This window comes from Ollibium composti (assembly GCF_004801285.1).
In the GTDB taxonomy this organism is placed as follows: Bacteria; Pseudomonadota; Alphaproteobacteria; order Rhizobiales; family Rhizobiaceae; genus Mesorhizobium; species Mesorhizobium composti.
The window spans coordinates 82,646-105,791 of sequence record NZ_SSNY01000011.1 but is presented as its reverse complement, the minus strand read 5'-3'; the positions used below and the strand labels follow the sequence as shown (position 1 = coordinate 105,791).

31 protein-coding genes are annotated in these 23,146 nt (G+C 61.2%); 11 read left to right on the top strand and 20 right to left on the bottom strand.

The genetic code is table 11. The annotated features are described in order from the left end of the window. Nucleotides 1–2 precede the first annotated feature (2 nt). The 8 genes from E6C48_RS17875 to E6C48_RS17840 all read right to left on the bottom strand — a co-directional run bounded on the left by E6C48_RS17875 (nt 3) and on the right by E6C48_RS17840 (nt 6,354). The gene (locus tag E6C48_RS17875; RefSeq protein ID WP_136359535.1) at nt 3–1,427 is read right to left on the bottom strand and encodes a 4Fe-4S binding protein; all 1,425 of its coding nucleotides are present in this window, start codon (nt 1,425–1,427) and stop codon (nt 3–5) included. After that, a complete protein-coding gene (locus E6C48_RS17870; protein WP_136359534.1) occupies nt 1,424–2,278 on the bottom strand; it encodes an FTR1 family iron permease in 855 nt (284 codons plus the stop codon). Before E6C48_RS17870 ends, E6C48_RS17875 begins: the two co-directional genes overlap by 4 nt. Beyond that, complete coding sequence (locus tag E6C48_RS17865; protein WP_230978836.1) at nt 2,275–2,607, bottom strand: cupredoxin domain-containing protein; 333 nt, start codon at nt 2,605–2,607, stop codon at nt 2,275–2,277. Before E6C48_RS17865 ends, E6C48_RS17870 begins: the two co-directional genes overlap by 4 nt. A gap of 72 nt (nt 2,608–2,679) precedes the next feature. Further along, nucleotides 2,680–3,222 (bottom strand): iron transporter, encoded by a 543-nt coding sequence (locus E6C48_RS17860; protein WP_136359533.1) that lies wholly within the window; start codon nt 3,220–3,222, stop codon nt 2,680–2,682. A gap of 179 nt (nt 3,223–3,401) precedes the next feature. Beyond that, entirely contained in the window at nt 3,402–4,754 is a 1,353-nt protein-coding gene (gene hemN, locus E6C48_RS17855; RefSeq protein WP_136359532.1) for an oxygen-independent coproporphyrinogen III oxidase, read from the bottom strand. A gap of 236 nt (nt 4,755–4,990) precedes the next feature. After that, nucleotides 4,991–5,332: a ferredoxin FdxA gene (gene fdxA, locus E6C48_RS17850; RefSeq protein WP_136359531.1), complete on the bottom strand. Its 342-nt coding sequence runs from the start codon at nt 5,330–5,332 to the stop codon at nt 4,991–4,993. Nucleotides 5,333–5,350: 18 nt separating this feature from the next. After that, the gene (locus E6C48_RS17845) at nt 5,351–5,587 is read right to left on the bottom strand and encodes a hypothetical protein (protein ID WP_136359530.1); all 237 of its coding nucleotides are present in this window, start codon (nt 5,585–5,587) and stop codon (nt 5,351–5,353) included. A gap of 338 nt (nt 5,588–5,925) precedes the next feature. Beyond that, nucleotides 5,926–6,354: an RrF2 family transcriptional regulator gene (locus tag E6C48_RS17840; RefSeq protein ID WP_136359529.1), complete on the bottom strand. Its 429-nt coding sequence runs from the start codon at nt 6,352–6,354 to the stop codon at nt 5,926–5,928. Nucleotides 6,355–6,581: 227 nt separating this feature from the next. Here E6C48_RS17840 and E6C48_RS17835 point away from each other — a divergent pair, with 227 nt between their 5' ends. From E6C48_RS17835 to E6C48_RS17805, 7 genes are all read left to right on the top strand, one after another. Further along, nucleotides 6,582–6,839 (top strand): DUF2249 domain-containing protein, encoded by a 258-nt coding sequence (locus tag E6C48_RS17835; protein WP_136359528.1) that lies wholly within the window; start codon nt 6,582–6,584, stop codon nt 6,837–6,839. A gap of 67 nt (nt 6,840–6,906) precedes the next feature. Then, nucleotides 6,907–7,245 carry a metal-sulfur cluster assembly factor gene (locus E6C48_RS17830; RefSeq protein ID WP_136359527.1) on the top strand — a complete coding sequence of 113 codons (339 nt, stop codon included), beginning with the start codon at nt 6,907–6,909 and terminating at the stop codon, nt 7,243–7,245. 453 nt (nt 7,246–7,698) lie between these two features. Continuing rightward, nucleotides 7,699–8,463, top strand: a complete 765-nt coding sequence (locus E6C48_RS17825) for a GGDEF domain-containing protein (RefSeq protein ID WP_136359526.1) — start codon at nt 7,699–7,701, stop codon at nt 8,461–8,463. 9 nt (nt 8,464–8,472) lie between these two features. Continuing rightward, the gene (locus E6C48_RS22605) at nt 8,473–8,649 is read left to right on the top strand and encodes a hypothetical protein (protein ID WP_168734572.1); all 177 of its coding nucleotides are present in this window, start codon (nt 8,473–8,475) and stop codon (nt 8,647–8,649) included. Between the two features lie 670 nt (nt 8,650–9,319). After that, on the top strand, nt 9,320–9,607 hold the full coding sequence (locus E6C48_RS17815; RefSeq protein WP_136359524.1) for a DUF6522 family protein: 288 nt from the start codon (nt 9,320–9,322) through the stop codon (nt 9,605–9,607). A gap of 57 nt (nt 9,608–9,664) precedes the next feature. Beyond that, complete coding sequence (ilvD, locus tag E6C48_RS17810; protein ID WP_136359523.1) at nt 9,665–11,338, top strand: dihydroxy-acid dehydratase; 1,674 nt, start codon at nt 9,665–9,667, stop codon at nt 11,336–11,338. Between the two features lie 14 nt (nt 11,339–11,352). Beyond that, nucleotides 11,353–11,793: a CopD family copper resistance protein gene (locus E6C48_RS17805; RefSeq protein ID WP_136359522.1), complete on the top strand. Its 441-nt coding sequence runs from the start codon at nt 11,353–11,355 to the stop codon at nt 11,791–11,793. A 30-nt stretch (nt 11,794–11,823) separates the two neighbouring features. On the opposite strand, the gene E6C48_RS17800 is transcribed toward E6C48_RS17805, so the two are convergent. The 8 genes from E6C48_RS17800 to E6C48_RS17765 all read right to left on the bottom strand — a co-directional run bounded on the left by E6C48_RS17800 (nt 11,824) and on the right by E6C48_RS17765 (nt 16,314). Next, nucleotides 11,824–12,180 carry a YbaN family protein gene (locus E6C48_RS17800; RefSeq protein ID WP_136359521.1) on the bottom strand — a complete coding sequence of 119 codons (357 nt, stop codon included), beginning with the start codon at nt 12,178–12,180 and terminating at the stop codon, nt 11,824–11,826. A 30-nt stretch (nt 12,181–12,210) separates the two neighbouring features. Continuing rightward, nucleotides 12,211–12,906, bottom strand: coding sequence for an iron-sulfur cluster repair protein YtfE (ytfE, locus tag E6C48_RS17795; RefSeq protein ID WP_136359520.1), 696 nt, complete (start codon nt 12,904–12,906; stop codon nt 12,211–12,213). Between the two features lie 41 nt (nt 12,907–12,947). After that, nucleotides 12,948–13,478 (bottom strand): cytochrome b, encoded by a 531-nt coding sequence (locus E6C48_RS17790; RefSeq protein ID WP_230978835.1) that lies wholly within the window; start codon nt 13,476–13,478, stop codon nt 12,948–12,950. 145 nt (nt 13,479–13,623) lie between these two features. Then, nucleotides 13,624–14,124 (bottom strand): NUDIX domain-containing protein, encoded by a 501-nt coding sequence (locus E6C48_RS17785; RefSeq protein ID WP_136359519.1) that lies wholly within the window; start codon nt 14,122–14,124, stop codon nt 13,624–13,626. A 111-nt stretch (nt 14,125–14,235) separates the two neighbouring features. Beyond that, nucleotides 14,236–14,685 (bottom strand): universal stress protein, encoded by a 450-nt coding sequence (locus E6C48_RS17780; protein ID WP_136359518.1) that lies wholly within the window; start codon nt 14,683–14,685, stop codon nt 14,236–14,238. Between the two features lie 53 nt (nt 14,686–14,738). Further along, nucleotides 14,739–15,143 carry a baeRF12 domain-containing protein gene (locus E6C48_RS17775; protein ID WP_136359517.1) on the bottom strand — a complete coding sequence of 135 codons (405 nt, stop codon included), beginning with the start codon at nt 15,141–15,143 and terminating at the stop codon, nt 14,739–14,741. A gap of 126 nt (nt 15,144–15,269) precedes the next feature. Beyond that, the gene (locus E6C48_RS17770; RefSeq protein ID WP_136359516.1) at nt 15,270–15,719 is read right to left on the bottom strand and encodes a universal stress protein; all 450 of its coding nucleotides are present in this window, start codon (nt 15,717–15,719) and stop codon (nt 15,270–15,272) included. Between the two features lie 148 nt (nt 15,720–15,867). Beyond that, nucleotides 15,868–16,314, bottom strand: a complete 447-nt coding sequence (locus E6C48_RS17765) for a universal stress protein (protein WP_136359515.1) — start codon at nt 16,312–16,314, stop codon at nt 15,868–15,870. A 260-nt stretch (nt 16,315–16,574) separates the two neighbouring features. Here E6C48_RS17765 and E6C48_RS17760 point away from each other — a divergent pair, with 260 nt between their 5' ends. Then, entirely contained in the window at nt 16,575–17,201 is a 627-nt protein-coding gene (locus tag E6C48_RS17760; protein WP_136359514.1) for a YitT family protein, read from the top strand. 85 nt (nt 17,202–17,286) lie between these two features. Here the strand turns inward: E6C48_RS17760 and E6C48_RS17755 are convergent, their stop codons facing one another. Both E6C48_RS17755 and E6C48_RS17750 read right to left on the bottom strand, forming a co-directional pair. Next, nucleotides 17,287–18,654, bottom strand: a complete 1,368-nt coding sequence (locus E6C48_RS17755; protein ID WP_136359513.1) for a trypsin-like peptidase domain-containing protein — start codon at nt 18,652–18,654, stop codon at nt 17,287–17,289. 76 nt (nt 18,655–18,730) lie between these two features. Continuing rightward, a complete protein-coding gene (locus tag E6C48_RS17750) occupies nt 18,731–19,438 on the bottom strand; it encodes a CBS domain-containing protein (protein ID WP_136359512.1) in 708 nt (235 codons plus the stop codon). 263 nt (nt 19,439–19,701) lie between these two features. Between E6C48_RS17750 and E6C48_RS17745 the strand changes: the two genes are divergently transcribed. Both E6C48_RS17745 and E6C48_RS17740 read left to right on the top strand, forming a co-directional pair. Then, nucleotides 19,702–20,037 carry a Rap1a/Tai family immunity protein gene (locus tag E6C48_RS17745; protein WP_136359511.1) on the top strand — a complete coding sequence of 112 codons (336 nt, stop codon included), beginning with the start codon at nt 19,702–19,704 and terminating at the stop codon, nt 20,035–20,037. An 80-nt stretch (nt 20,038–20,117) separates the two neighbouring features. After that, nucleotides 20,118–20,872, top strand: a protein-coding gene (locus E6C48_RS17740; RefSeq protein WP_407941015.1) for an IS5 family transposase whose coding sequence is annotated in 2 segments (ribosomal slippage) — nt 20,118–20,445 and nt 20,445–20,872 — 756 coding nt in all. Because the reading frame shifts where the segments join, the coding sequence is not laid out codon by codon here. A gap of 175 nt (nt 20,873–21,047) precedes the next feature. Here the strand turns inward: E6C48_RS17740 and E6C48_RS17735 are convergent. Next, nucleotides 21,048–21,449 carry a c-type cytochrome gene (locus E6C48_RS17735; RefSeq protein WP_136359509.1) on the bottom strand — a complete coding sequence of 134 codons (402 nt, stop codon included), beginning with the start codon at nt 21,447–21,449 and terminating at the stop codon, nt 21,048–21,050. 226 nt (nt 21,450–21,675) lie between these two features. Then, on the bottom strand, nt 21,676–22,362 hold the full coding sequence (locus E6C48_RS17730; protein WP_136359613.1) for a VIT1/CCC1 transporter family protein: 687 nt from the start codon (nt 22,360–22,362) through the stop codon (nt 21,676–21,678). Nucleotides 22,363–22,670: 308 nt separating this feature from the next. On the opposite strand from E6C48_RS17730, the gene E6C48_RS17725 reads away from it, so the two are divergent. Beyond that, nucleotides 22,671–23,141 carry a DUF2271 domain-containing protein gene (locus E6C48_RS17725; protein WP_136359508.1) on the top strand — a complete coding sequence of 157 codons (471 nt, stop codon included), beginning with the start codon at nt 22,671–22,673 and terminating at the stop codon, nt 23,139–23,141. Nucleotides 23,142–23,146 lie beyond the last annotated feature (5 nt).

Here is a 23,146-nt window from a genome sequence, read left to right as displayed (position 1 = left end):
GGTCACCATGCCGCGAAAAGCAGGAACCAGCCGGTATTGGCCGGCGCCATCGCCGCACAGAACGCAAATAGAGCGAGCACGCGACGGGCCCGCCGGGTCGTGTAGAGCGCCGTTATCTGCCAGGAGAGCACCGCGGACCACAAGGTCGCCATCGCCAGCAGAACCGCGCGCGTTTCGCCGACGAAAGGAACGGGGATGCCATCGGAACGAAGCTGGCCGATGGTCAAGCTGGAAAGGCCGAGAAAAACTCCTGCGCCGGCCAGCGGGATCAGGGCCTGCGCGAGATGATGGAAACGCGAGGGGTTCCATTTTCCCAGGCACCGCTCTGACACCAGGAGCATCAGCAGCGTCGCTGCGCCGCTCGCCAGTGCGACCGTGACCACATACGCAACCAGCAAGGTGCCGTCGAGTAGCGTCAGCACGTCGTTGCGATCCGGATAGTTGGTCAGAGCCCACCACGGTGCAGTCGCGTCGAGCGGCCAAAGGATACCTGCTTCGGCCAGTCGCGTCGCCGCCCACTGCTTTGCGGCGACGAACCAGGGGCTGGCGGACCATTGGAAGGCGCCGAGCGCCAAGCCCATGAGGCCAAAGACGATGAGCACGGTCTCCCAGGGTTTTGCCGTCTGCCCTGCGACATGGACGATCTCGTGGTTCGGCGAGCGGCGCGCCAGCCGGATCGCGCCTCGGAAGCCGCTGCAGCGGCCACACATGTGGCAGTCGGATCCGCCGCGCATCGTCCGGAGCGGCACCAGCGGCGCGCAATTCACCGGGCCGGGCTTTTCCCTGGCGAGTTGCGAGCGCTGCCACAGCGCAGGCTCGACGCGGAAATGCAGCGGCGCGATCTTGGCAAAAAGGGCGAAGACGCCGCCTGCCGGGCAAAGATAACGACACCAGATGCGCTTGTTGCGGCCGTAGAGATAGCCGACCAACGCCGCGGCAGCGGTCGAACCGCCGAGGATCAGCAGCGTCGGCCGCGGATACTGGTAGACGCTGGTCATCTGGCCGTAGAGCGTGGTCGAGGCGAAGGCCACGGTCGGCCAGCCCGGCCATGTCATCCACTTTGGCGTTGCCTTGCCAAGGCCGTGGCCGCTGGCGAATTCGGTGATCGACCCTTCGGGGCAGAGCAGGCCGCACCACATGCGCCCGACCAGCGCCGTGCCTACGAGCACGAACGGCCACCATATCCCCCAGAAGACGAACTGCGCGAAGCGTGCGAGGTTCGACCACAGATAGGCCGTCCTGTCCGGCAGCGGCAGCAGCACAGGGACGATCAGCAGCACCGCATAGACCGACACGACGCCCCACTGGACGGTCCGGATCGTCCGCTGGTGGATCTGGAGCCAATCTCCGATCCGTGCCCAGACATCGGGCAGCGGCGCACCCGTTACCGGTCGCCCGGCGATATCCGGTATGATCCGAATGGTCATGGGGCGCTTGCGACGGCACGGGTGCGCTTCGGAAGCGACAGCAATGCGGCCACGACCAGCCAATAGAGCACATAGACGAGAACGGACGCCAATTCGGGCCTCGCCCTGTAGCCGGTCATCGCCGAAACGAAACCGCCGATCCCCGCCATGTCGTCGAGCAGCCATGACGTGTCCCATAGCGGCGGCGACAGGGTCGGCGCCAGGTCGAGACCGATGGCCCGGTCGAGCGCCGTCATCACCAGCGAGGCGGCGAGGAACAGCAACAGGACTTCGGTGACTCGGAAAAAGACGCGCCATGAAAAACGCCGGGAGCCGAATTGCAGTAGCCAGTAGAGCGCGCCAGCCGCTGCCAACCCCACGGCTGCGGCGGCAATGCCTGCCGGCAAGCTGGTTCCCCTGGCGGAAGCAAGGATGCCATAGAGAAAGACGGCCGTCTCGCTGCCTTCTCGGGCCACGGCGATCGCGGCCAGAAAGAGGAGGCCCCACCAGTTCTGCCGGCTGGCGGCGCGCTCGGCGCCGCGGTTCAGTTCATCCTGAAGGCGGCAGCCCTGCCTGTGCATCCACGTGACCATCTGCAGGATGAGCGCGGCGGCGAAGCCGGTGACGACAAGCTGGAAAAGGTCCTCGCGGTCCCCTTCGAGCAGGCTGGCGAACCCCAGCATCGCCGCCGCCAGCAGCGCCGACGCGACCAGGCCGGCGGCGACGCCCGCCCAAAGGAAGCGCTTTCCCGTTCTGGCCGAGGCGGGATCCGCGCGATGGCCGATCCATGCGTTGAGGATGCCGACGACCAGCAGCGCCTCCACGCTCTCGCGCCCGACGACGAGGGCGATCTGTCCAAGCGATCCGGTCATTGGCCGCCTGCCTCGCGGGCGACGAGCCTGGCTGGCGGGGTGTCCGGATGGAAATCGTCGAAGAAACGATATTCGCCGGGATCGAGCCGGCGGATGACGATGAAGGACGTCACGCCGGGGCCAAGCACCTTCTCCTTGCGCAGTTCGATGCTTTCGAATTCGACCGGATCGGCGCCGCTGTTGCGCAACTCCAGCTTGAAGCGGCTGCCGGCCGGAACATCGAGGACGGCCGGGTTGATCGCCCCGTTTGCGAATTCGATCACGAAGACGGGATCTTCGCCCGCTTGGACCGTGCCTGCGGAAAGGACGGCAAGAAGGACGATCGGCATCAGGCGGGCGCATGTGGGCATGGCTTGCATACGCTTTCGGGACCTTGTGATGGCCTGTGCGGCGGGCTCGCGTCAGTAGCCGCCTTTCTTGCCGGTACCGGCGAAGGTGAACTCGTAGTCGACGGTGAAGGGTGCCGGCCATGCGCCGACGCCGGTCTCTTTGTCCACGTGCCGGCCGAAATGCGCGGAACCGTTGGTCGTGTCGATGGTGAAGGTCAGCCTGTACTTTCCCGGACCCGCCAGCTTGACGTTGTCGCCATAGTGCGGACCGTCGCTGGCGACCATCGGCATCAGCATGCCGCCGATGCGCTTGTTGTCGTCCATCCGGACCAGCACGTATTCGATCTTGAGATTCGGGATCCAGTCGCCTTCGGCAAAGCCGTTCGCATTGTCCGCGGTTGCGTGTATGTCGGCCTCCAGATGGATGTCGGAATTGGCCGCCGGACGCATGATGTCGGCCGGCTCCATCTCGATCGGCTGCAGGTAAACGGCCGCCACCTCCATGCCGTTCAGAAGGCCCGGCTGCCCGATCGGATATTCCAGCGCAGACGCGGCCGCGCTTCCTGCGAGCAGGACGGCTGCGGTCGAAGAGATAAATGTCGAGAGACGGGACATGGTTTGCTTCCTATCGTGGCGAGGCGTCCGATCCTGGAACGGACGTAACGGGCTAAATCATGACTATGTCAGTCAACTTATTGCCGCTCTCGCATCGATCTTTGCGCTGACGCAAAGAACCACGATTTTTCTTGCTCGCGTTTTCGCCCTTCAACGCGTGTTAACCGCCCCTATGGCGGTCAGGCTGCCTGGCTATGGCTCCTGCCTGACCTGTAAAGATAGCCATCGAAGGCGGCCGCCGCTGCCCGAACCAAGAAGCGATAGTCGCGCCGAACACGAATGACGCCCTCGGCCAGATCGACTACTCCATCCTCGGTAAGTTCGAGCAGCTTCCCGTTACCGATGATAAGTTCAGCCGCGTCGAACCCGTGTCGGGCGCAGACCGCCGGTACGTCGACCTCGAAATCGCACATGAGGCGCTGGATGATTTCCGCGCGCAGGCGGTCCTCGGCGGTCAGGCGATAGCCTCGCGCTGTCGCGAGCTCTCCTCTCGAAATCGACCCGGCGTAGAAGCCGAGCCCTACCTGGTTCTGGACGTAGCCCTGTTGCGTCCGGCCTATGGCCGAGGCGCCGAAGCCGATCAGCGTTTCGCAATTGTCGGTGGTATAGCCCTGGAAGTTGCGCCGCAGTTTTCCCGCTGCTTGCGACCGCGCGAGCTCGTCTTCGGGAAGCGCAAAGTGGTCGAGCCCGATCTGGACGTAGCCGGCGTCGACGAGAGTTTCGGCGATCGCTAATGCCTGTTCCATGCGCGCGGCGCTGCCGGGCAGGGCTGCCTCCTCGATCATGCGTTGGTGCTTCTTGAAGGAGGGAACATGCGCATAGCCGAACACGGCAAACCGGTCCGGGCGCATGGCTGCCGCGGCACTGGCCGTATCGATGCAGGAATGGACGGTCTGGTACGGAAGCCCATAGATCAGATCGAAGTTGATGCTTTCTACACCCGACTGGCGCAGCCGGTCGACAGCTTCGATCGTTGTCTCCTCGCTCTGGATTCGGTTCACCGCCTTCTGGACGATCGGGTCGAAGCTTTGCACGCCAAGGCTGGCGCGGCCGACACCTGCGCCGCCCAGCGCGCCTGCCATCTCGATCGACAGCGTGCGCGGATCGATCTCGACCGCGATCTCCGCAGCGGCCGAGAAGCCGAAGCGATCACGAAGGAGGTCCGTCAACGCGACGAAATCCATTGGCGCAACGATGGTTGGCGTGCCGCCGCCGAAATGCACGTGATCGACCCGCAAGGGTTGCCGCACCTGCGTTGCCACCATGTCGATCTCCCTGCGCAGCAAGTCCAGATACTCGACGACGGGCTGGTCCTTGGCGGTGATCGTGGTGTGGCAGCCGCAATACCAGCACATCGACCGGCAGAACGGGACGTGCAGATAGAGCGAAGAAGGGGTGTCGCATGGCATTTGCGAGAGCCATTCGCCATAAATCTCAAAGCCCACGGCTGGCGAAAACTCGGGGGAGGGCGGGTAGCTGGTGTAGCGTGGCAGGCGAGCCTCGCCATACTTTTGCAGAACGGATAGTTGCACGGCCTTGGTCGCCTCCAGTGAGTGCCGACAACCTAACCGTGTTCCGGTCCCGCTTCTTTGCGGAATACCAAATACATCCAGTTTGGGACGAGACTCAGGAACAGCTACGCTTGCCGCGGCGCACGCAGCGGCAGCATTCGTTCGTGGGTACGCATGTCGGCGCTATGACCTGTCAGAAGCCGACGCTCCGATAGGAGGCGCCTGCAGACATCGGATGCCAGAACGAGAGCAACGGCTCACTCGCCATCGCCGGGACTATCGCTGAAATGCGCGTCGAATTTTCCGGGTACGCCGTTCCATGCGTCCGCGTCGGCAGGTGGATCCTTCTTGCGTGTTATGTTGGGCCATGCTGACGCATATTGATGGTTGAGTGAAAGCCATGCCGGCGTCGCCGATGGATCCGTGTCAGGATAGATCGCCTCCGCCGGGCACTCCGGGACGCAAACGCCACAATCGATACACTCGTCGGGATGAATGACGAGCATGTTCTCACCTTCGTAGAAGCAGTCCACCGGGCACACTTCCACGCAGTCCATGAATTTGCATTTTATGCAATTGTCGGTAACGACGTAAGTCATCGAGAATGCCTCTGGACGTCAGGCGGCCAGCAGGTTCGGGTCCGCCGCACGCGCAGCCTTGGCTCGCTCTGCGGCGATTGCTAGCCAATCGCGGTAAAGGCCCTTGTCTTCCCTGGAAAAGGAGCGACGGCGCTTCATGTCATCGAAGGTTTCGCCGGGATGGCTCTTGTCGTAGTCGGCGCGCACCAGGGATTCGAGATAGGCGCGTTCGGCTTCGTCCACAGGCTGGACGAATTCGTGTGAATTGCTCAGCATGGCAATCTCCTTTCGTTTGGTTCCGCATCCCACGATGTCCGGAATCTGTCCTGCTCCAGCGCCCAGATCGCGCAGGCCGGGCAATCGGCGCCACAGCGGTCGATGGCCGAAAAGATCAGTCCGAGCCGCTCTTGCCGCGACAGGCGGCAGGAGCAGTCCTTTTGCCTGAAGGGCGGCAGCACGGCTCGGGCAACGCGCAAGGCGTGATCGAATACGGAAGACAGGATAGACATCATAGGCATCCTAAAAGATGTATTTGAAATGTATCTTTTAGGATGTGACCTGGCAAGAGGGTGCCGATGCGACGTGGTGAAGCGGGATGGAGCCTCCCACCATCCTTATGCCGCCGGCTGTATGCCGAAATCTTCGGGATTGAGCAGGAGGTCAGCCAGGGTGTAGCGGTCGAGTGTGCCCGAGAAGGCGGCGAGCGCTTCCTTCAACATGCCGCGCAAGCGGCAACGCGGGGTGATGAGGCAACGGTTGTCGCTTCGGAAGCATTCGACCAGAGCGAAGTCCGGCTCTGTCGCCCGCAGCACATCGCCTAACCCGATGCGTTCGGGCCGCATGGCAAGAGCCAGTCCACCGGAGCGGCCGCGCACCGCCTTAAGGAAGCCCGCGCGCGTCAACTGGTTCGCCACCTTCATGAGGTGCGCGCGCGATATTCCGTAGACCTGGGCGGTTTCCTCGATGGTGATCAGCTGATCAGCCCGGGCCGCGGCATACATCAGCAGTCGCAGCGAATAGTCGGAAAAATCCGTCAGCCTCATTCAGACCTCGTGTGGGATTGCAGTCGCCGTCGGTGCGATCGGTCCCAAAGATGCACGCTGAATACATCTTTTGCAAGGGATGCTGAAGCGATCCATAAAACATATATTGACAATGTATCTTTTAATGCCAACTATCTACGATCGTCGGTGCAACGGAAGTTGTCCGCCACGGTACACCGCGACAAGGTCGCGTCGGCCGTTCATCTCGCACTCAAAGGATCAAGCCCATGGCGCAGGCCGCAAATGCAGCACCCAACGAAATCGATGTCCGAACCCTGGTGCCGATGCAGAGGCATCAGAAGATCTTCGAGCTTGTCGACCAGCTCGCGCCAGGAGGGAAGTTCGTTCTCGTCAACGACCACGATCCAAAGCCTCTCTACTACCAGATCGAGGCCGAGCATCCGCAGCAGTTCTCCTGGACCTATCTTGAGCGCGGGCCGGAGGTCTGGCGCGTCGAGATCGGCCGTCTTTCAAAGGCCGCATGAAGCAGGCATCACAACCGCGTACGCCGCCCGCAACCCGCGCGGGCGGCGATGTGACAGGGATCGTGCCATGGCCGATGAAGCGGAACCAAAACTGGACGACGAGAAGGTCACGGATGCGCTTCGTCTCGTGATCGATCCGGAGCTCGGCTACAACATCGTTGATCTTGGGCTGGTCTATGCGGTTCTGGTCAATGACGGCGGCGTCGTCAACATCGTGATGACCACGACGACGCGCGGCTGCCCGGCAACCAACTACCTGAAGGAGGGCGCCCGCGACGCCGCCTGGAGTGTTCCCGGCGTCGAGTTCGTCGACGTCACGCTGACCTATGAGCCACCCTGGTCGCCCGAGAAGATGAGTTCGGGCGCCAAGGAACATCTCGGTATAGCCGACAGCGGTGGCTGGTGACATGCAAGCGGATCAACCGAATGCAACGGGACCGGGCGCAGAGAACAGCGGAGAAGCTCAGCTTGCCGAGTTGGCGGATCTCTTGGTCGCAAATCTTGAGGCCCTAGCGAGACTCGGACAGGCCGATGCAGCCTGCCGTGGGGCGGGCAAGGCCTGTTCGGTGCTGCGCGGAACCAATCCAGTCCAATGGCGAAAGTTCAACACGCTGCTGCATCGGCTGAGCAGACGCGTGCCGGACGAACACTAAGCGTTTCGTGAATGAGGGGCATGATTTTCAGTGTCGGAGCCCCGACCTGTCAGCGCGCGCTAAGGACAGGTGCTTTGACGTACGATCATGGTCGGCGGACGTCGCGGCTCGACGCCGTCGACCTTCGAGTAACAAGCACGCCTCAATGAAAACTTCACGCAATCGATGAGGCGACTATTTACTATTGGCGGTTAGCGTCAACTGCGATGCTCGGGCCTGATCGTATAGCCGCGCGCTTCAACGCGCTTACCGTTTTGGGGCAATCGTGCCTCATAGTGGCCGTTGCCGCGGCTGGCGCTGATCTGCTGACCCTGGTTTTCTACTCGATCTTTTTCTCAGACCGGTTGGTCCTCGACCTCCTGCTGACCAGCGTGATTGTTCTCTTCGTGGCATCCCCGCTGATCTATTTCTTTTTGAGACGAAGCGCGCGATTTGCCGAACTGGCTGCGGAATTAGAGACGGCCAACAGGACGGGCGAATTGACCGGTTTGCTAAACAGAAAGACTTTCTTGGGCGAAACCAGGCGTCTTGTTGGGACAAGGGAAACGAACGGCTCAACTGGTGCGATGTTGTTCATCGATGCGGACCATTTCAAGGCGATCAACGACAGCTTCGGTCATGCAACTGGCGATGCGGTCCTGCGGGAAATCGGCTCTGCTCTGAAATCATGTATTCGTGAGTCCGACGTTGTGGGGCGCCTTGGAGGCGAGGAATTTGCCGTTTTCGTGGATAAGGCCGACTTCGCCCAAGCAGCGGCGCTCTGTGGTCGCATTCACCAGAAGGTGAAAGAGATTTCCCGTACACTGGGTCTCGGCAGCCGAAGCGTAACGGTCAGTATAGGTCTATCGGCTCACGAATTCGGACAGGAGCTTGAGGCTCTGCTATCGGCCGCGGATCGTGCGCTCTATGTGGCGAAGTCGAAGGGCCGAGACTGCACAGCTCAGGCGGTGGAGGTGCGGGCTGCCGCATAGGAGCCCGTCGTGATCACGGATAAAGGTGCGGCACGATTGTTCTTTTCGGAAACGACTTTCTCTCGTATTACCATCGTTCTTTGGGTTGGCACTTTCGCCGCAGCATACTCCAAGCCAAATTCATGGTATTTGCCTTGGCCGCAACGAGACGTATTCGATTTTTTGCAATCGGGTATGTTTTTATGATGTTGACGCAAAGACCTCATTTGGATGCAGATGCCACATGCTCGGAGATCTGATTGCTGCCCTCGATCGGCCAGAGGTGATCTCCAACGTCTTAGCGACTCTCGACCCTGAACTTGCCGCGAACCTCGCCGAACGGGCAGCGCGAGTCTCGATGCCAGTGGGTGACTTTTCCGCCGGCGCCGTGCGAGCGTTTCTCGACGAAGCTGACGACGATCTGTGGTTCCAACTTGTGACCGTAATGCGGAAATCAGAAGACCCCGGCCTTGCTGCCGTAGAGACGATACTGCGTTGGGTCGTAGGGACGTAGCTTTGTAAGGCCTATTCCATGTCCCATCTCTAGGAGATGATGGGACCGAAGCCTCCCCTGTTGGCAACGACCATTCCTCGGACACAGCGGAAATCGGATTCCTTGCAATCGCACCGATAAGATGTAGATTATATGTATCTTATAACTTCGATGCAAAGAACGACCATGACATGTGATCATAATGCTGTATCGGAAAGCACTCAGCACGTGCCGAGGAAACCGACGCCGGTCTCCAGCTACGATGAAACAGAATGGGATGAAGTGGCGCGGGCTTCGTGGGAATCCTTCCCCGCCAGCGACCCTCCTGGTTGGATTGGCGGTGGACGCCGTCCAGCCGGCCCCCTCTCATCGTAGGGTCGGCCGATGCAAATCGAGATTGGGACGAATGGCATCCTCGTCGATGCGAAGCTGCTCGCCGATCTGCTGCGCCTTGACCCGGCGGCCGTGCACGCGCTCATGAAAGCCCAGGAGATCACGTCCTTCTGCGAACGCGGGATCGAGGAGCACGAAGGCCAATACCGATTGAGTTTCTTCTACGGCAACCGTCGCGCGCGTCTGAATGTCGATGCCGCCGGCAACGTCATCCGGCGCTCGATGATCGACTTTGGAGAAGCCGCCTTACCGCGCCAGTTGCATCGCACGGGTGGATAGCAACACGCTTTCCCGGACCGCCGCGGCGGTCTTCGGCCTTCAAACAGGGTTTTCACCATGCCTTTCAACGAGCGCTCGAAGCACATCACTCAAGGTATCGCCCGTTCCCCGAACCGGGCGATGTATTATGCGCTGGGCTACGAGAAGGCCGATTTCGACAAGCCGATGATCGGCGTCGCCAACGCGCACTCCACGATCACGCCGTGCAACGCCGGCCTGCAGCCGCTCGCCGACGCGGCGATTGCCGCCATCAAGGCCGCTGGCGGTAATCCGCAGGTATTCGGCACGCCGACCATATCCGACGGCATGTCGATGGGCACGGAAGGCATGAAATATTCGCTGGTGTCGCGCGAGGTGATCGCCGATTGCGTCGAAACCTGCGTGCAGGGCCAGTGGATGGACGGCGTGCTGGTTCTGGGCGGCTGCGACAAGAACATGCCGGGCGGCATGATCGGCATCCTGCGCGCCAACGCGCCGGCCATCTATGTCTATGGCGGCACCATCAAGCCGGGTACGTGGAAGGGGCAGGACCTGTCCATCGTTTCAGCCTTCGAGGCCGTGGGCGCCTTCATGGCCGGCACCATGAGCGAGGAGGATTTCGAGGGCATCGAACGCAACGCCTGCCCTTGCAACGGTTCCTGCGGCGGCATGTACACGGCCAACACCATGAGTTCGTCGTTCGAGGCGCTCGGCATGGCGCTGATGTATTCCTCGACCATGGCCAGCCCCGACCGCGAGAAGCTCGAAAGTGCCGCCGAGTCCGGCCGCGTGCTGGTCGAGGCGGTAAAGAAGAACATCAAGCCGCTCGATATCGTGACGCGCAAATCGATCGAGAACGCGGTGGCGCTGATCATGGCGATCGGCGGCTCGACCAACGCGGTGCTGCATTATCTCGCCATCGCGCACGCCGCCGGGGTCGACTGGACGCTGGACGATTTCGAGCGCGTGCGCCGCAAGGTGCCGGTGCTGTGCGACCTGAAACCGTCCGGAAAATACATGGCGGTCGATCTGCACCGGGCCGGCGGCATCCCGCAGGTGCTGAAAATCCTGCTCAACGCCGGCCTCTTGCACGGCGACTGCCTGACCGTCACCGGCCGCACGCTGGCCGAGGAACTGGCCGATGTGCCGGACAAGCCGCGCGCCGACCAGCAGGTCATCAGGTCGATCGACAAGGCGCTTTACCGCGAGGGCCACCTCGCCATACTCAAGGGCAACCTCGCCGAGGACGGCGCTGTCGCCAAGATCACTGGCCTGAAAAGCCCGGCGATCACCGGCCCTGCGCGCGTCTTCGACGACGAGCAGTCAGCCATGGAGGCGATCCTCGCCGACAGGATCAGGCCGGGCGATGTGGTGGTGCTGCGCTATCTCGGGCCTAAAGGCGGCCCCGGCATGCCGGAAATGCTCGCTCCCACCTCCGCTCTCGTCGGGCGCGGCCTCGGCGAAAGCATCGGCCTCATCACCGACGGGCGCTTTTCCGGCGGCACGTGGGGGATGGTGGTCGGCCACGTCGCGCCGGAAGCCTATGTCGGCGGCACGATCGCGCTGGTCGAGGAAGGCGACACCATCACCATCGACGCGCACAGGTTGTTGCTGCAATTGGAGGTTGACGAGGCCGAGATGTCGCGCCGCCGCGCCAGCTGGAAGCAGCCGGCACCCCGCTATCGCCACGGGGTGCTGGCGAAGTTCGCAGCGCTCGCCCGCCCCGCCAACGAAGGAGCCGTAACCGGCTGAAGGCGGCGTCTATCATGAGCCATTTCGTCCTCGTCACCTTGCATCTTTTTGCCGCCATCATGTTCGTCGGCACCGTCTTCTTCGAGGTCATCATCCTCGAAGGCATCCGCAAACCGGTGGGGCGCGACGCCATTCGGACGGTAGAGACCGCCATCGGCCGGCGCGCCCGCCGCGTCATGCCATTCGTCATGGCGGTCCTCTACGGAGCGGGCATCGTCATGGCCTGGCAATATCGCGACGACCTCGCGCATCCGTTCGAAAGCAGCTTCGCGACGCTGCTTTCGATCAAGATCGTCCTGGCGCTCAGCGTCCTCGTGCATTTTATCACAGCCATAACGCTCAGCGCGCGCGGCAAGCTCAAGTCCCGCCACTTCAAGCTCATCCACCTCAGCGTCTTCTGCCATGTGGTGCTGATCGTCTTCCTGGCCAAAGCGATGTTTTACATCGCCTGGTAGAGGCGGGCGCCCTGGTCGCGCGACGACGGCCTATGTCGAGGTGTTACGGGTCAAGATGAAGGCAGCGGCGGCGGATGCCGCCAGCGCCTGTAGGCCGACAACGGCAAGATCGACGGCGAGAACGAGCGAGGCGGCCAGTGACAACGCCATGGCGAGCACGCTCGCTGTCTTGCCCTTGCGGCTGATGGCGCGATGTGTGCGCCAGTCGCGGATCAACTTGCCGAACGTGCGGCTGTCGAGGAGCCGGTCATGCAAGGCTGGCGACGAGCGCGCGAAGCAGAGGGCCGCCAGGATGACGAAGGGCGTCGTCGGCAGCAGCGGCAACACCGCGCCCAATCCTCCCAGCACCAGGCTGGCCAGGCCGACGATCAGCCAGACGATCCGCATTCCGTCGTTCCCAACGGCCGCTCCAAGCAACTAGGCACGGTTTTCCATTGATGCAAATCTGGGAAACAGTATGTTGTTCTCCAAGTGAATGTGCTCCATCAGATCCTCGGCAAGCTGGGCCGTTCCGACGTAGAGCGCCTGCCACGAACGGCAGGCGCCTTCGGGCAAGGTGAAATCGTCGGTCAGGCTTTCGAGCAACCTGAGTTGCGTGCCCTGGTCGTCATGTTCGTGCCGAAAGTCAGCGGTGGTGATGGCGACGTTTTCCTTTGCCGACTGACGCATCGCCGGAAACAGGACAGTCTCCTCCTTTGCCATATGCTCCTCGAGTTCGCCCTGCATTTGCCGTAACGCATCTGAAAGACCCGCCGGCACCTTGGGGTGCTCGCGATGAACTGCTTCCACTTTGCGGGACAGCGCGATGAGCTCGGGCAGGGCACGGCGGTGCGCTTCGTGGTAGCAAGTCTGGATGTGATCGATCAGTTCATCGCTGCTCATAGCGGCCGAAGCGGCTGTCCCGCCCGTGCCCGAGGCGAGGGCCTCCAACGCCTGTTCAAGTGCGTCGGAATCGACGCCACGGCGTTGTGCGGCGCTGTCGAGGGTGAGATCGCCGTTGCAGCAGAAATCGATCTTGTACTTGCGGAAAATTGCGGTGGCCCCGGGCAGCGTCGCGGCGATGTCGCCGACGGTACGCTCCCAAAGCTCCGGACCGGGAATATGCGTGTTCATGATAAAGCTCCGTACATGTTTGTAGACGAACGCCCTGAAACTCAGAGCGGGCTCATCCGGCGCAACGTACCGTCGCGCAGGACGATGTGGTGCCAGCCCGCTATCAGGGCGTGGAGGCCCGCTAGGTAGAGGATGAGGGTGCCAGCGTTCTCATGAATTTCGGCTATCAGTCCGGGCGCACCCTGAACGGGCGCAGCGATCATCGGTAGGCCGATGCCGAAGAAGGACGCGGAGACGCCAAGGCGCGAAGCCGCGTACCAGCCGCTGAGCGGCAAGCCGATCAGGAATCCATAGAGAAGCGCATGGCCGATTTTCGCCGCTGTGGCTAACCAGGGACGCTGCTCGTCAAGTGCGGGCGGCGTCTGACCGGCAACGCGCAGGATCATGCGGGGAACCATCAGAGCGAGCACCGCCAGTCCCAACGAGAAATGCAGCATAGGCGGGTTTTTGACGACGTCCCGGCCCCCTTCGGCCGTAAACCAGGCCGCTACAATGAGCACGGCAGTCGCCCAATGAATGGCGATCATGCCTCTGGAATAGCGGCCGATATATTCGTTCTTTGCATCCACCACATTCCGCGCCTTTGGATATCCCGGGAATATTCGCCGCCCGGTTGAGGATCTGGGTCTCGACCAATCGGGCGGGTAACCCAAAGCGTGACACAATGAATTACGCATGTTCCGATCCTCGTCTTTGCGCTGGATCAATGAGAGTCGATCACCCTTTGCTTTGGGCGCGCTTAGGACCTCCGTTGTGCAGACGAGCGAGTCCCAACGCGAGTCGATCGAGGAATCCGGTCTGACCAGGAACGATCTTGGCGCTCGCCTCCGTCAATGCGAACCAACCCGCGCGGTCGATCTCGGGAAAAAACTGCATCCTTTTGCTGCCTGGCGGCCATTCCATTTCAAACATGTTGCTGCTCAGCGTCGCTGGGTCCATATCCGCTTGTGCGGCGTACGCGATGATTGTCTTTCCGCTGCGTTGCCTGATCTCGCCGAGCGGCTCCAGTGGCACTGATAATGTCCATCCCGACTCCTCCATGAATTCGCGTCGCGCCGCTGCTTCCGGGTTTTCGCCTTCCTCGTACTCGCCCTTCAGAATGGACCAGGCACCTTGATCGCGGTGATTCCAGTACGGTCCGCCTGGATGTCCAAGAAGGACTTCCAGCCTGCGGTCCTTCCAGTGGTACGCGAGGATTCCCGCACTGCGTTTAGGCATATGCATTTCCGTCCTTCGCCAGGTCGCCTTTGCGCTTTTAGGTTCCTATCTCGGCGAAGCGTTTCGCTGTCCGCGGGTCCGATGTAACCTTGGTGCCCTACATGGCAGCTTTCAGCGATATACAATCACCGGAATTTCGGCGCAGGCCAAGACCTCTGCGGTGTGGCTGCCCAGCATGACGCGACTCATGCCGGTACGACCATGCGAAGCCATCACGATGACGTCGCAACCGCATGTGTGAGCGGTATCAAGGATGGCTCGCGCCGCCCGGCGGTCGGGTACGTGGATAGCCTCGATTTCGAGCCCCAATTGCTCGGCGCTTGCCTTCACGGGCGCGAGGATCGCTTCGGCATCTCGGTGTTGGTCTCGTTCGTATGCCGCCATTTCGGCCTCGCCCGGCGTCCACAGGTCGCACGAATAGGCGAACTGTCCGCCGGGCGCTTCCGTCGCCGTCATCGCCGTGACCCGTGCACCATGCTCCTTAGCGAGCGACAGGCCGTGGACAACACCAGCCTGGGCAAGTTCTGACCCGTCGGTGGGGATGAGGACGTGCGTGTACATAGGAGTGTCTCCGTACGAACGCGTCGATGTTGATTTTTGGACGGCCGAATGAGTCAGGCCCTGGCGAGCGCAGCCTCGATCGTCTCGATGCTCCCGCCGGTGAAATCCTTGGCGAGGTCGCCGATCAGGTTTTCCCTGGTCACGTCATGGAAGTGGCGTCGCAATTCCCCCAACGTCCGTGGGTCGGCGATGACGAACAGCGAGACGACCTCCCCGTCCAGCATCAGCCGGTTCAGGTATGCTGCCGCGCTCGCCGCGAAGTCGTCTTCCTCCAGCCGCCACCGGTCGGGGTTGGCGGAGGTGCTGCGATGCCGCGCGCCCGAGCCCTGGTTGACCGGCTGCACGCCGGCCACGGTCTCCTCGACCAACTGGATGCGCGGTTCGACGCCCTTGTTGCGGAATAGGCGCAACTTCTCGCCATCGACGACGGCAACTGTGGTGTCATTCGGCAGTATCATTTTTCCGTCCTGCGGTTTCGTGCGGCCTCTGCATCCCTTCCCATATCGGTCACCGGCCGGTACATCATTGATCCTGGTCATGTAGCCCGCGACCGCGCGCGCAGCGCGCTTGGCGTCCGGCTGCTCTTATTTGACGACGAGGACCGGGACGGCGGCACGCGCCAGCACCTCTGCCGTTTGGCTGCCGAGCAGCAGCCTGTTGACGCCGCGTCGGCCGTGAGAGCCGATGACGATCAGGTGGGCGCCTCGCGCTCCTGCCGTCTGAAGTATGGCCTCGGCCGGCCGAGCCTCGGAAACGTGAACGAGCGCAACGTCGACCCCCACCTTACCGGCGTCGACCTTCACCTTGTTCAAGACTTTGTCGGCCGCGTCTTTCTGTCTGCGGTTGAATTCGTCCATTTCCTCGTCCGAACGTCTCCAACTCGCTCTGGCAGTCATGCCAACGCGAGAATAGGGGTCGGTTATGGTGAGGACGGTGACCTTGGCGCCAAGATCCCTGGCGAGCGCCAGGGCATAGTCGACCCCCCTCTGGGCGGTTTCCGAGCCGTCAGTCGGAATGAGGATGTGCTTATGCATTCTGCTACCCTTCGGGCGCTGCGCCGGCAATCCGTGCCGAAGAGCGGACGCCTTGATCGGATCAAGAGTTCGATATGTCGCGCTCACGAATTGAAGGAGCCTTTTTAGGCAACTTCAGTCCCGTCGTGCTGCGATGACGTAATCCTGACTACCGGACAACCAAAACCGGAAGGGTCGTATGCGCGAGCACCTCGGCAGTCTGACTCCCGAGCATCAGCCGGTCGACGCCGCGCCGACCATGAGACGACATGATGATCAGATCGCAATCCTTCAAGTTGGCGGTCCTAACGATCGCTTCTGCCGGGGAACCGTCGATTTCGTGCAGGAGTTCAACGGCGACGCCATGCTCGGACGCTCGTTCCTTGATCGGCGCGAAGAGCGCTCTCATCTGTTCTTCGATTTGCTGATCAAATCGGATGGTCGGGTCGTGAACGCCACCGGCAATCGCGGCTCGCGCGACTTGCGGCGACAACGGCTGGGTGACGGTCAGGACCGTTATTCTGGCGTTAAGTGGCACGGCGAGCGCCAACCCCTGTTCGATGCCCTTTGATGCCAGTGCTGAACCATCTGTGGCAATCAGGATGCGCTTGTACATCTTTGGCTCTTTCAATGAGATCGAAATACCATCGCCGCGAACGTCAATTGTTGGCGGTCATGATCTCTGTGCCTTCGTTCTCCACAGAGCAGGTGTGAGCACACCGCGCCTTGATCGACGTCAAAGCGACATCGCTTTCAGTCGGACGCAAGACGACCCGCGCCTGGACCAATGTGGAGAACTTTCCCGTGATGTTTGCGCCCGGACAAAGACCTCCGGTCCGGCATGAGACAGGTTCCCAGCCAGACGGGAACAGGTTCATGTCTCAACGCGAAGTTGGAAGCATGCTAGTAGTGCGGCATGGTCTGCACGAAGACGCGCTTGCACTAATCCTTGGCAGCCTCATGGTGGCGCTAGGCATGACCATCTACGCCCAGGCGGTGCTGGTAGTCGGCGGGGTGGCGGGAGTGGCGCTCCTGCTCCAGTACACCGGCGGTATCAACTTCTGGCTCGGATTTTCGCTGATCAACCTGCCCTTCTACCTGTTGGGCTGGAAGCGGCTGGGCGGCGCCTTCATCGTGCGGACATTCATTGCGGTCAGTCTTGTCTCGCTATTTTCACGCCTTACGTCCGAATGGGTGGAATTTGCTCGGTTGAACGCCGCCTATGCCGCAGTCATGGCTGGAACGTTGTGCGGAACCGGTATGCTGATGCTGTTCCGGCATCGCACCAGCCTGGGCGGCAATAACATCCTGGCCATTTTCCTCCAGGAAAATTTTGGGCTACGAGCGGGCTATTTTCAGCTTGCCGTCGATCTCGCCATTCTATCTACCTCGTTCCTTGTCCTGGCCCCCGGCAAGGTATTTCTGTCGACCCTGAGTGCCACGATTCTCAATCTCATCCTGGCACTCAATCATCGGCCCGGCCGCTATCTCGGCGTAAGCTAACGTCGGTCGAGCCGTCCGCCCGGCGGTGCTCGACAATCGTGGGCGCGGCGGCCTTTGATAGTTCGCGACCCGTTGATATATGACGTCAACCGTTGCGCCGCCGAATAACGATAAAGAGCATTCGGTCGTCTCGAAAGATGCCAAGCAAAAGGAATTCCTTAGTGCCGGCGGTAAGGCGGGCGGCCTGCTCCGGCCCGTCGATTGGCTTGCGGTCGAGAGTTGCGATAACGTCGCCGTCCATAAGACCGCTGTTCGCTGCGGCGCTGCCTGGACTGACGGATACCACAGCCGCGCCTTGGATCTTGCCGTAGGCCGGCGAACCGGGTGCGACAGTGGCCAACACCACCGATCGTAGGAGTCCCGCCCCATCGTAGGTGGTTGGGGGGCGAATCTTCAGCGTCACCGTTGCATCGCGCCCGATTTGCCGTCCATCTCTGACTGCAGTGATATGAATTCTCGTTTGCGGCGCGAGATTGCCGATCAAGCGGCGCAATTCGCCAGCGTCCGCCACGCTGTGGCCATTGATGCCGATAATCACGTCGCCGGCAGTCAGGCCGACAGTCGCGGCCGCCGAACCCGGAAGTACCTGGCTGACGACGGCGCCCTTTGTCGTGCCCGCATGGAGCGCCGTCGCGAGATCCTCGGTCAAGTTCTGCGTTACGACGCCAAGCTGTCCGCGCTTGACTTCTCCGTGCGCGATCAGTTCCGGAAGAATCTGCTTAGCGGCAGCAGAGGGAATAGAAAAGCCGAGGCCGACGCTGCCGCTCGACGAACCGATGATAGCGCTGTTGACGCCGACCATGCGCCCATCGAGGTCCAACAACGGACCGCCGGAATTGCCCGGGTTGATGGCGGCATCCGTCTGGATGTACCCTTCATAGGCACCCGTCTCAAAACCGGTTCGCCCAAGCGCGCTGACAATGCCATGCGTAACGGTCTGTGAAAGGCCAAAGGGATTGCCAACCGCGACTACATAGTCGCCTATCCGCAGGCCGTCCGAATCCCCAATGGTCAATTGGGTAAGGCCAACGGCATCGATCTTGATGACGGCGAGATCGGTAGCGGCATCTGTCCCTACGGTTTGCGCCTCGAAGCTGCGTCCATCCGAAAGCGTGACCGAGATCGTTTCGGCTTCCTGGATGACGTGGTAGTCAGTGAGGATGAGTCCTTTCGCGGCGTCGATGATCGAGCCGGAACCCACGGAAGACGGAGCGTCGGACAGGGCAGACTGGCTGTCCGACATAGCACCTTCAGTCGAGATGCTCACAACTGCCGGAATGACGCGGGCAAGCATTGGAGTCAGTGATTTTTCGGCTGCGGCCGGCATCGGGCTGATAAGCGTGACGGCGACACAGCCCAAAACTGAAAGAACTCGGATCGACGTCATCGGTTCACGCTCAACATGGGGTTTTACCAATTGCCCTGACATTGGCGCGCCAAAGAGGATTGACATTGACCGGTGTCAAACCTGTTCTACTAACGCGCCACGATCTCCGACAGGCGCTTAGTCAAGATCGTTCGAATGAGTGTCATTGCGCAGCAGATTGATGTCGCTCCTTGTCGTCGCTTTTGATAAGGGAAACGCGGGTGTGGTCGACGACGCCGGCAACGCCGGCAACGCCGTGCACACCTTCAGAGACGACACGCGCGGCCTCTCTCTCGCTGATCGAGTCGAGGTCGCCCCACAAATGCACCACGCCGTCCGAAACGATAACGGAAAGTTTGACGAAGTCGTCGAGCGCCATCTCGCCCAGGCGGCTGAGGATACTGCGTCTGATGGCGGTATCGCCGGGCGCACAGTCATCCGGTTCCGCCGTCGCTATCAGATGCAGCAGATCGACGCGGCTGACGATACCGACGAGCCGCCCGTCGTGCGTCACCGGTAACCGCTTCACATGATAATCATTCATAAGCGCGGCGACCCGACCGATCGAAGCTCCTTCCTCGACCGCGATGACGCCTCGGGTCATGACATCGGCGACTTTCCAGCTATGGTTCTTGACGAAAGCGGCCGCCCATTCCTCGACGCTTCCTTTCCCGCTCTGATGGCTCGCGGCGCCGATCTCGCTCCTGCCAAGCAGATCACCTTCTGTGATTATGCCTACCAGCACATCGTGATCGTCCACCACCGGCAGTCCGCCTATTCCCCTGGTCAGCATAATCTGTGCAGCGTGTTTCACGCTGTTGTCCGGCTTCACGGTGACGACATTGGATTTCATCAGATCCTTGACGCGCATCTTTCACTCCGCTGGCGAGACTGAGCCGTGCCTGCTCGAGCACGACAACTATCCGGTCTGCTTTTTGATAAGCTGGTTCATTTTGACTTGCGACAAGCCGGTCGCCTTGCGCTGGATCAAGGTCAGCGGAAGATCCGGTCGTGTACCTTTGATTGGTAGCTAACCGGCGCGAGTGCTCGAGCCGTGCCTCGAAATCCACCTCGATCCGTCGACGCGAGCTTGCCAAGATAAGTCCAACTCCTGCCGAATTGTTCGGAGGAAAAATGAAAGTGGAAATCCTTGCTTTGATGGCTGGCCTGCTATGGTGCGGGGTTGGTCCAGCACGTGCCGATCTTACTGTTTCCGAGTTCCGAAAAAGCAAGGCAACCACCGAGGAGACCAATTATCTGGAAGGTCTCATGGACGGCATCGAGATCACCAATGCTCTCGCCCAGACAGGCCATCCTGTCTTCTGCACGCAGGTTTTTTTCACATCCGTGGAGGAATTTCGTGAGTTCCTCGATAGTTACATTCAGGCGAATGCCTCCGCCGGCAAGGAGCACATCGCATCGGTCGCGACGTCCGCACTAATGGCTGCCTATCCCTGCTCTGGCCGCTAGGACCAACCGACATTTAGGATTCCTCGCCTGATCGTTGTGTGATTCATGGGTTTCCAGATTTCATGATCTGGAGACCTGTGATGGCCAAGCGCTATGAACTGACGCCGGTCCAATGGCGGCGGATATGCGGCCTTCTTCCCGGAAAGCCCGGCGACCGGGGCCGTTGCGGCGAAGACAACCGATTGTTCGTCAACGCTGTTTTGTGGGTCCTGCGCTCCGGCGCCCACTGGCACGACCTGCCCGAGCGCTACGGCAAGTACAAGACCGCCCACAAACGCTTCACCCGATGGGCCAAAGCGGGTGTATGGGAGAAGGTGCTCGCCCATCTCATTGATGATCCGGACAACGATTACCTGATGCTCGACAGCACCCTGGTTCGCGCTCACCAGCAGGCAGCGACCGGAAAAGGGGGGACCAGAACCAGGCTCTGGGGCGTTCCCGAGGTGGACTGACCACCAAGATCCACATGGCCGTGGACGGGAAGGGACGACCGCTGCGGATGATCCTCACTCCCGGCCAACGCGGTGACGTCACCCAGGCTCCGGCTCTGCTCGAAGGCCTGTCCGCGCGCCGTGTCCTCGCCGACAAGGCCTATGATTCCAATGCCCTGCGCCAGATCATCAGCGATATGGATGCCGAGGCCGTCATTCCTTGCAACCCCACGCGCAAGCGCCTGATCCCGTATGATTTCGAGGTCTACAAAGCCCGCAATCTCATCGAGCGCTGTTTCAATAAGCTCAAGCACTTCCGTCGCATCGCAACCCGATATGACAGGCGGGCCATCCACTTCCTCAGCTTCATCCATCTCGCAGCCGCTATGATCTGGATGCGCTAAATGTCGATTCTGCCTAGGGTTGCTGCCGGCGGTGGAAATTGACTTGTGCCAGGATTCGACGGCAGACCGAAGAGGTCAACCTCGCACCGCCGTCCGATCGGCGATCCCTGAAATGCATCGGCCTCTACGGTCTGCCCGATCGTTGCAGGCAGAAATCGGACCTCGAAAGATACGCCTATCTTTGCAATGACTGGACGTAGCCCGCGAGCTCGTTGATGCGCTCGATCGTGACGATTTCTCCGCCGGCTGGACCATACAGGCGCTGGTCATCCTCAAGGAACTGACGTCCCCAGACAGGCATGTCGCGATTGCCGTGACCCGGCACGTCATATCGTCCATCGATCACGGCGATGACGCGGGCATATGGAAACCTGCCTCCATTGCGCTTGCTGATGCTTGTGAGATCGGCGGGACGCTTGACGAGCAAATCCCTCAGCGGCCCGTCACCCTTGCCTTCGACACCGTGACAGGTTGCACAGGAATTCAGATATTCGGCTTTGCCATAGCTCATCCGCTCGCCGGCAACTGAGCCGGCAATGCCGAAGCCAATCAACAACGCTGCTATGACCCTTTTCATCGCCATATCCGACCGTGCGGCAGCCGGCCCAAAGACTGGGACTGCGGCCGCCGCACCGCCTTGATCTGAATCAATTGTCACCCGTACTATGCCGTCGCGAGGCCGTGTTGGATCCCCTTGCGTCAAAAGGCATCGGTTGGGATCAGGATATGCCTGTGCGGCCCCGCCGCGTGATGGCGGACCCTTCGGCCATGTCGGCAGATAGTCTTGCAAAAATTGCGGGTCGTCAGACCGCTGTTCCGAAGACCGCCCCGATTCCTGCCGTCAGCGCCATCGCTATCGCGCCCCAGAAGGTCACCCGCACCGTTGCCTTGCCTATGTTCGCGCCGCCGGCCTGTGCTCCGATCGCGCCGAGCAGGGCAAGGAAGAAAAGGGAAGCGACGGATACGCCGAGGATAAGGATGGAGTGCGGTAGGAGAAGAGCCGTGAGCAGGGGCAAGGCCGCTCCGGTAGCGAACGTCGCCGCCGATGTGATTGCGGCCTGGATCGGCCGTGCCGCCGTCACCTCGGACATGCCGAGTTCATCGCGTGCGTGAGCGCCGAGCGCGTCCTTGGCCATGAGTTGATCCGCGACCTCATATGCGAGTTTAGGATCAAGGCCGCGTTGCATGTAGATCTGTGCGAGTTCATCGCGTTCGAAATCCGGCTGACTGGCAAGCTCCGCCCGTTCGCGCGCGAGATCGGCCTGTTCCGTATCGGATTGGGAACTGACCGAAACATACTCGCCGGCGGCCATCGACATCGCGCCGGCAACCAGTCCGGCGATACCGGCGACAAGGACCTCGGATGTCGAGGATGAAGCAGCCGCGACGCCCACGATCAGGCTTGCCGTCGAGACGATCCCGTCATTGGCGCCCAATATGGCGGCGCGCAGCCAGCCGATACGTTTTACGAGATGGTTCTCCGGATGCATATGCGGGGGCACGACGCGATGTCTCCTTGCAGGTTTTGCTCCCGGTTGCGGGCTTCCGGGATGATGGAGCGAAAACGGACTTCCGGGAATGGCTGCTGCCCCTGCCAAGCTTGCGATAACGGCAGGGCAAATGCTTTGAACAATGCGGACGCCCGACGTTACGGATCGGGAGCGGCGAAATCCTATCTGTAATGCCTGTGGCGTTTCAAGCTGACGGCCACCTTAAGAGCTTTTTCCCGCCTCTTCAGGAATGCGTCAGACTGAGCCGGCAGCTTCGGCGCAGTGAAAATCCGCTGCGGAGTTTGCCGATGAAATCGCTTGTCGCCGTGCTGGCCCTGACTACGGCGCTGACTTTCCCCGCGCTGGCGTTGGCTCGTCCGGTCACACTGACCACGACCATCAATGATTATGGCGGCAACGGCGCCTATCTGGCGCTCTATGTCACCGATGCGGCGGGAGCCTACAAGGGCACGCTTTGGATGGCCGGCGGCAGGTCGAAATACTACCGCCACCTCGGCGGCTGGCTGCGGGGATCGGGCGGGAACCTTGGCGAGATCAACGGCATCACCGGCGCGAGTGTCGGCTCCGGACGCTCCTTGAAGATTTCCCTCGACCTCGCCGATGCCCTCTTCGACGCCGGCTATGAAATTCATGTGGACGCGGCTGCCGAAGATATGCGCGACAGCCCCTCCGACGTGGTGGCTCCGCTCACGTCCGGCGGGGCGGGGAAACCTGTGGCCGGCCGGCGCTATATCAGCGCCTTCACCTACGACATGTAAGCCCG

Excerpts from the sequence above, each read along its gene's own strand:
- E6C48_RS17805 (WP_136359522.1), top strand. The coding sequence starts at position 11,353 with ATGAGCCATTTCGTCCTCGTCACCTTGCATCTTTTTGCCGCCATCATG.
- E6C48_RS17860 (WP_136359533.1), bottom strand. The coding sequence starts at position 3,222 with ATGTCCCGTCTCTCGACATTTATCTCTTCGACCGCAGCCGTCCTGCTC.
- E6C48_RS17735 (WP_136359509.1), bottom strand. The coding sequence starts at position 21,449 with ATGAAAAGGGTCATAGCAGCGTTGTTGATTGGCTTCGGCATTGCCGGC.
- E6C48_RS17800 (WP_136359521.1), bottom strand. The coding sequence starts at position 12,180 with ATGCGGATCGTCTGGCTGATCGTCGGCCTGGCCAGCCTGGTGCTGGGA.
- E6C48_RS17865 (WP_230978836.1), bottom strand. The coding sequence starts at position 2,607 with ATGCCGATCGTCCTTCTTGCCGTCCTTTCCGCAGGCACGGTCCAAGCG.
- ytfE (WP_136359520.1), bottom strand. The coding sequence starts at position 12,906 with ATGAACACGCATATTCCCGGTCCGGAGCTTTGGGAGCGTACCGTCGGC.
- E6C48_RS17765 (WP_136359515.1), bottom strand. The coding sequence starts at position 16,314 with ATGTACAAGCGCATCCTGATTGCCACAGATGGTTCAGCACTGGCATCA.
- E6C48_RS17780 (WP_136359518.1), bottom strand. The coding sequence starts at position 14,685 with ATGTACACGCACGTCCTCATCCCCACCGACGGGTCAGAACTTGCCCAG.
- E6C48_RS17875 (WP_136359535.1), bottom strand. The coding sequence starts at position 1,427 with ATGACCATTCGGATCATACCGGATATCGCCGGGCGACCGGTAACGGGT.
- E6C48_RS17785 (WP_136359519.1), bottom strand. The coding sequence starts at position 14,124 with ATGCCTAAACGCAGTGCGGGAATCCTCGCGTACCACTGGAAGGACCGC.
- E6C48_RS17730 (WP_136359613.1), bottom strand. The coding sequence starts at position 22,362 with ATGCATCCGGAGAACCATCTCGTAAAACGTATCGGCTGGCTGCGCGCC.
- E6C48_RS17830 (WP_136359527.1), top strand. The coding sequence starts at position 6,907 with ATGGCCGATGAAGCGGAACCAAAACTGGACGACGAGAAGGTCACGGAT.
- E6C48_RS17755 (WP_136359513.1), bottom strand. The coding sequence starts at position 18,654 with ATGTCAATCCTCTTTGGCGCGCCAATGTCAGGGCAATTGGTAAAACCC.
- E6C48_RS17775 (WP_136359517.1), bottom strand. The coding sequence starts at position 15,143 with ATGATACTGCCGAATGACACCACAGTTGCCGTCGTCGATGGCGAGAAG.
- fdxA (WP_136359531.1), bottom strand. The coding sequence starts at position 5,332 with ATGACTTACGTCGTTACCGACAATTGCATAAAATGCAAATTCATGGAC.
- E6C48_RS17840 (WP_136359529.1), bottom strand. The coding sequence starts at position 6,354 with ATGAGGCTGACGGATTTTTCCGACTATTCGCTGCGACTGCTGATGTAT.
- E6C48_RS17725 (WP_136359508.1), top strand. The coding sequence starts at position 22,671 with ATGAAATCGCTTGTCGCCGTGCTGGCCCTGACTACGGCGCTGACTTTC.
- E6C48_RS17835 (WP_136359528.1), top strand. The coding sequence starts at position 6,582 with ATGGCGCAGGCCGCAAATGCAGCACCCAACGAAATCGATGTCCGAACC.
- E6C48_RS17745 (WP_136359511.1), top strand. The coding sequence starts at position 19,702 with ATGAAAGTGGAAATCCTTGCTTTGATGGCTGGCCTGCTATGGTGCGGG.
- E6C48_RS17750 (WP_136359512.1), bottom strand. The coding sequence starts at position 19,438 with ATGCGCGTCAAGGATCTGATGAAATCCAATGTCGTCACCGTGAAGCCG.
- E6C48_RS17870 (WP_136359534.1), bottom strand. The coding sequence starts at position 2,278 with ATGACCGGATCGCTTGGACAGATCGCCCTCGTCGTCGGGCGCGAGAGC.
- E6C48_RS17770 (WP_136359516.1), bottom strand. The coding sequence starts at position 15,719 with ATGCATAAGCACATCCTCATTCCGACTGACGGCTCGGAAACCGCCCAG.
- E6C48_RS17760 (WP_136359514.1), top strand. The coding sequence starts at position 16,575 with ATGTCTCAACGCGAAGTTGGAAGCATGCTAGTAGTGCGGCATGGTCTG.
- E6C48_RS17825 (WP_136359526.1), top strand. The coding sequence starts at position 7,699 with ATGCTCGGGCCTGATCGTATAGCCGCGCGCTTCAACGCGCTTACCGTT.
- E6C48_RS17845 (WP_136359530.1), bottom strand. The coding sequence starts at position 5,587 with ATGCTGAGCAATTCACACGAATTCGTCCAGCCTGTGGACGAAGCCGAA.
- ilvD (WP_136359523.1), top strand. The coding sequence starts at position 9,665 with ATGCCTTTCAACGAGCGCTCGAAGCACATCACTCAAGGTATCGCCCGT.
- E6C48_RS17815 (WP_136359524.1), top strand. The coding sequence starts at position 9,320 with ATGCAAATCGAGATTGGGACGAATGGCATCCTCGTCGATGCGAAGCTG.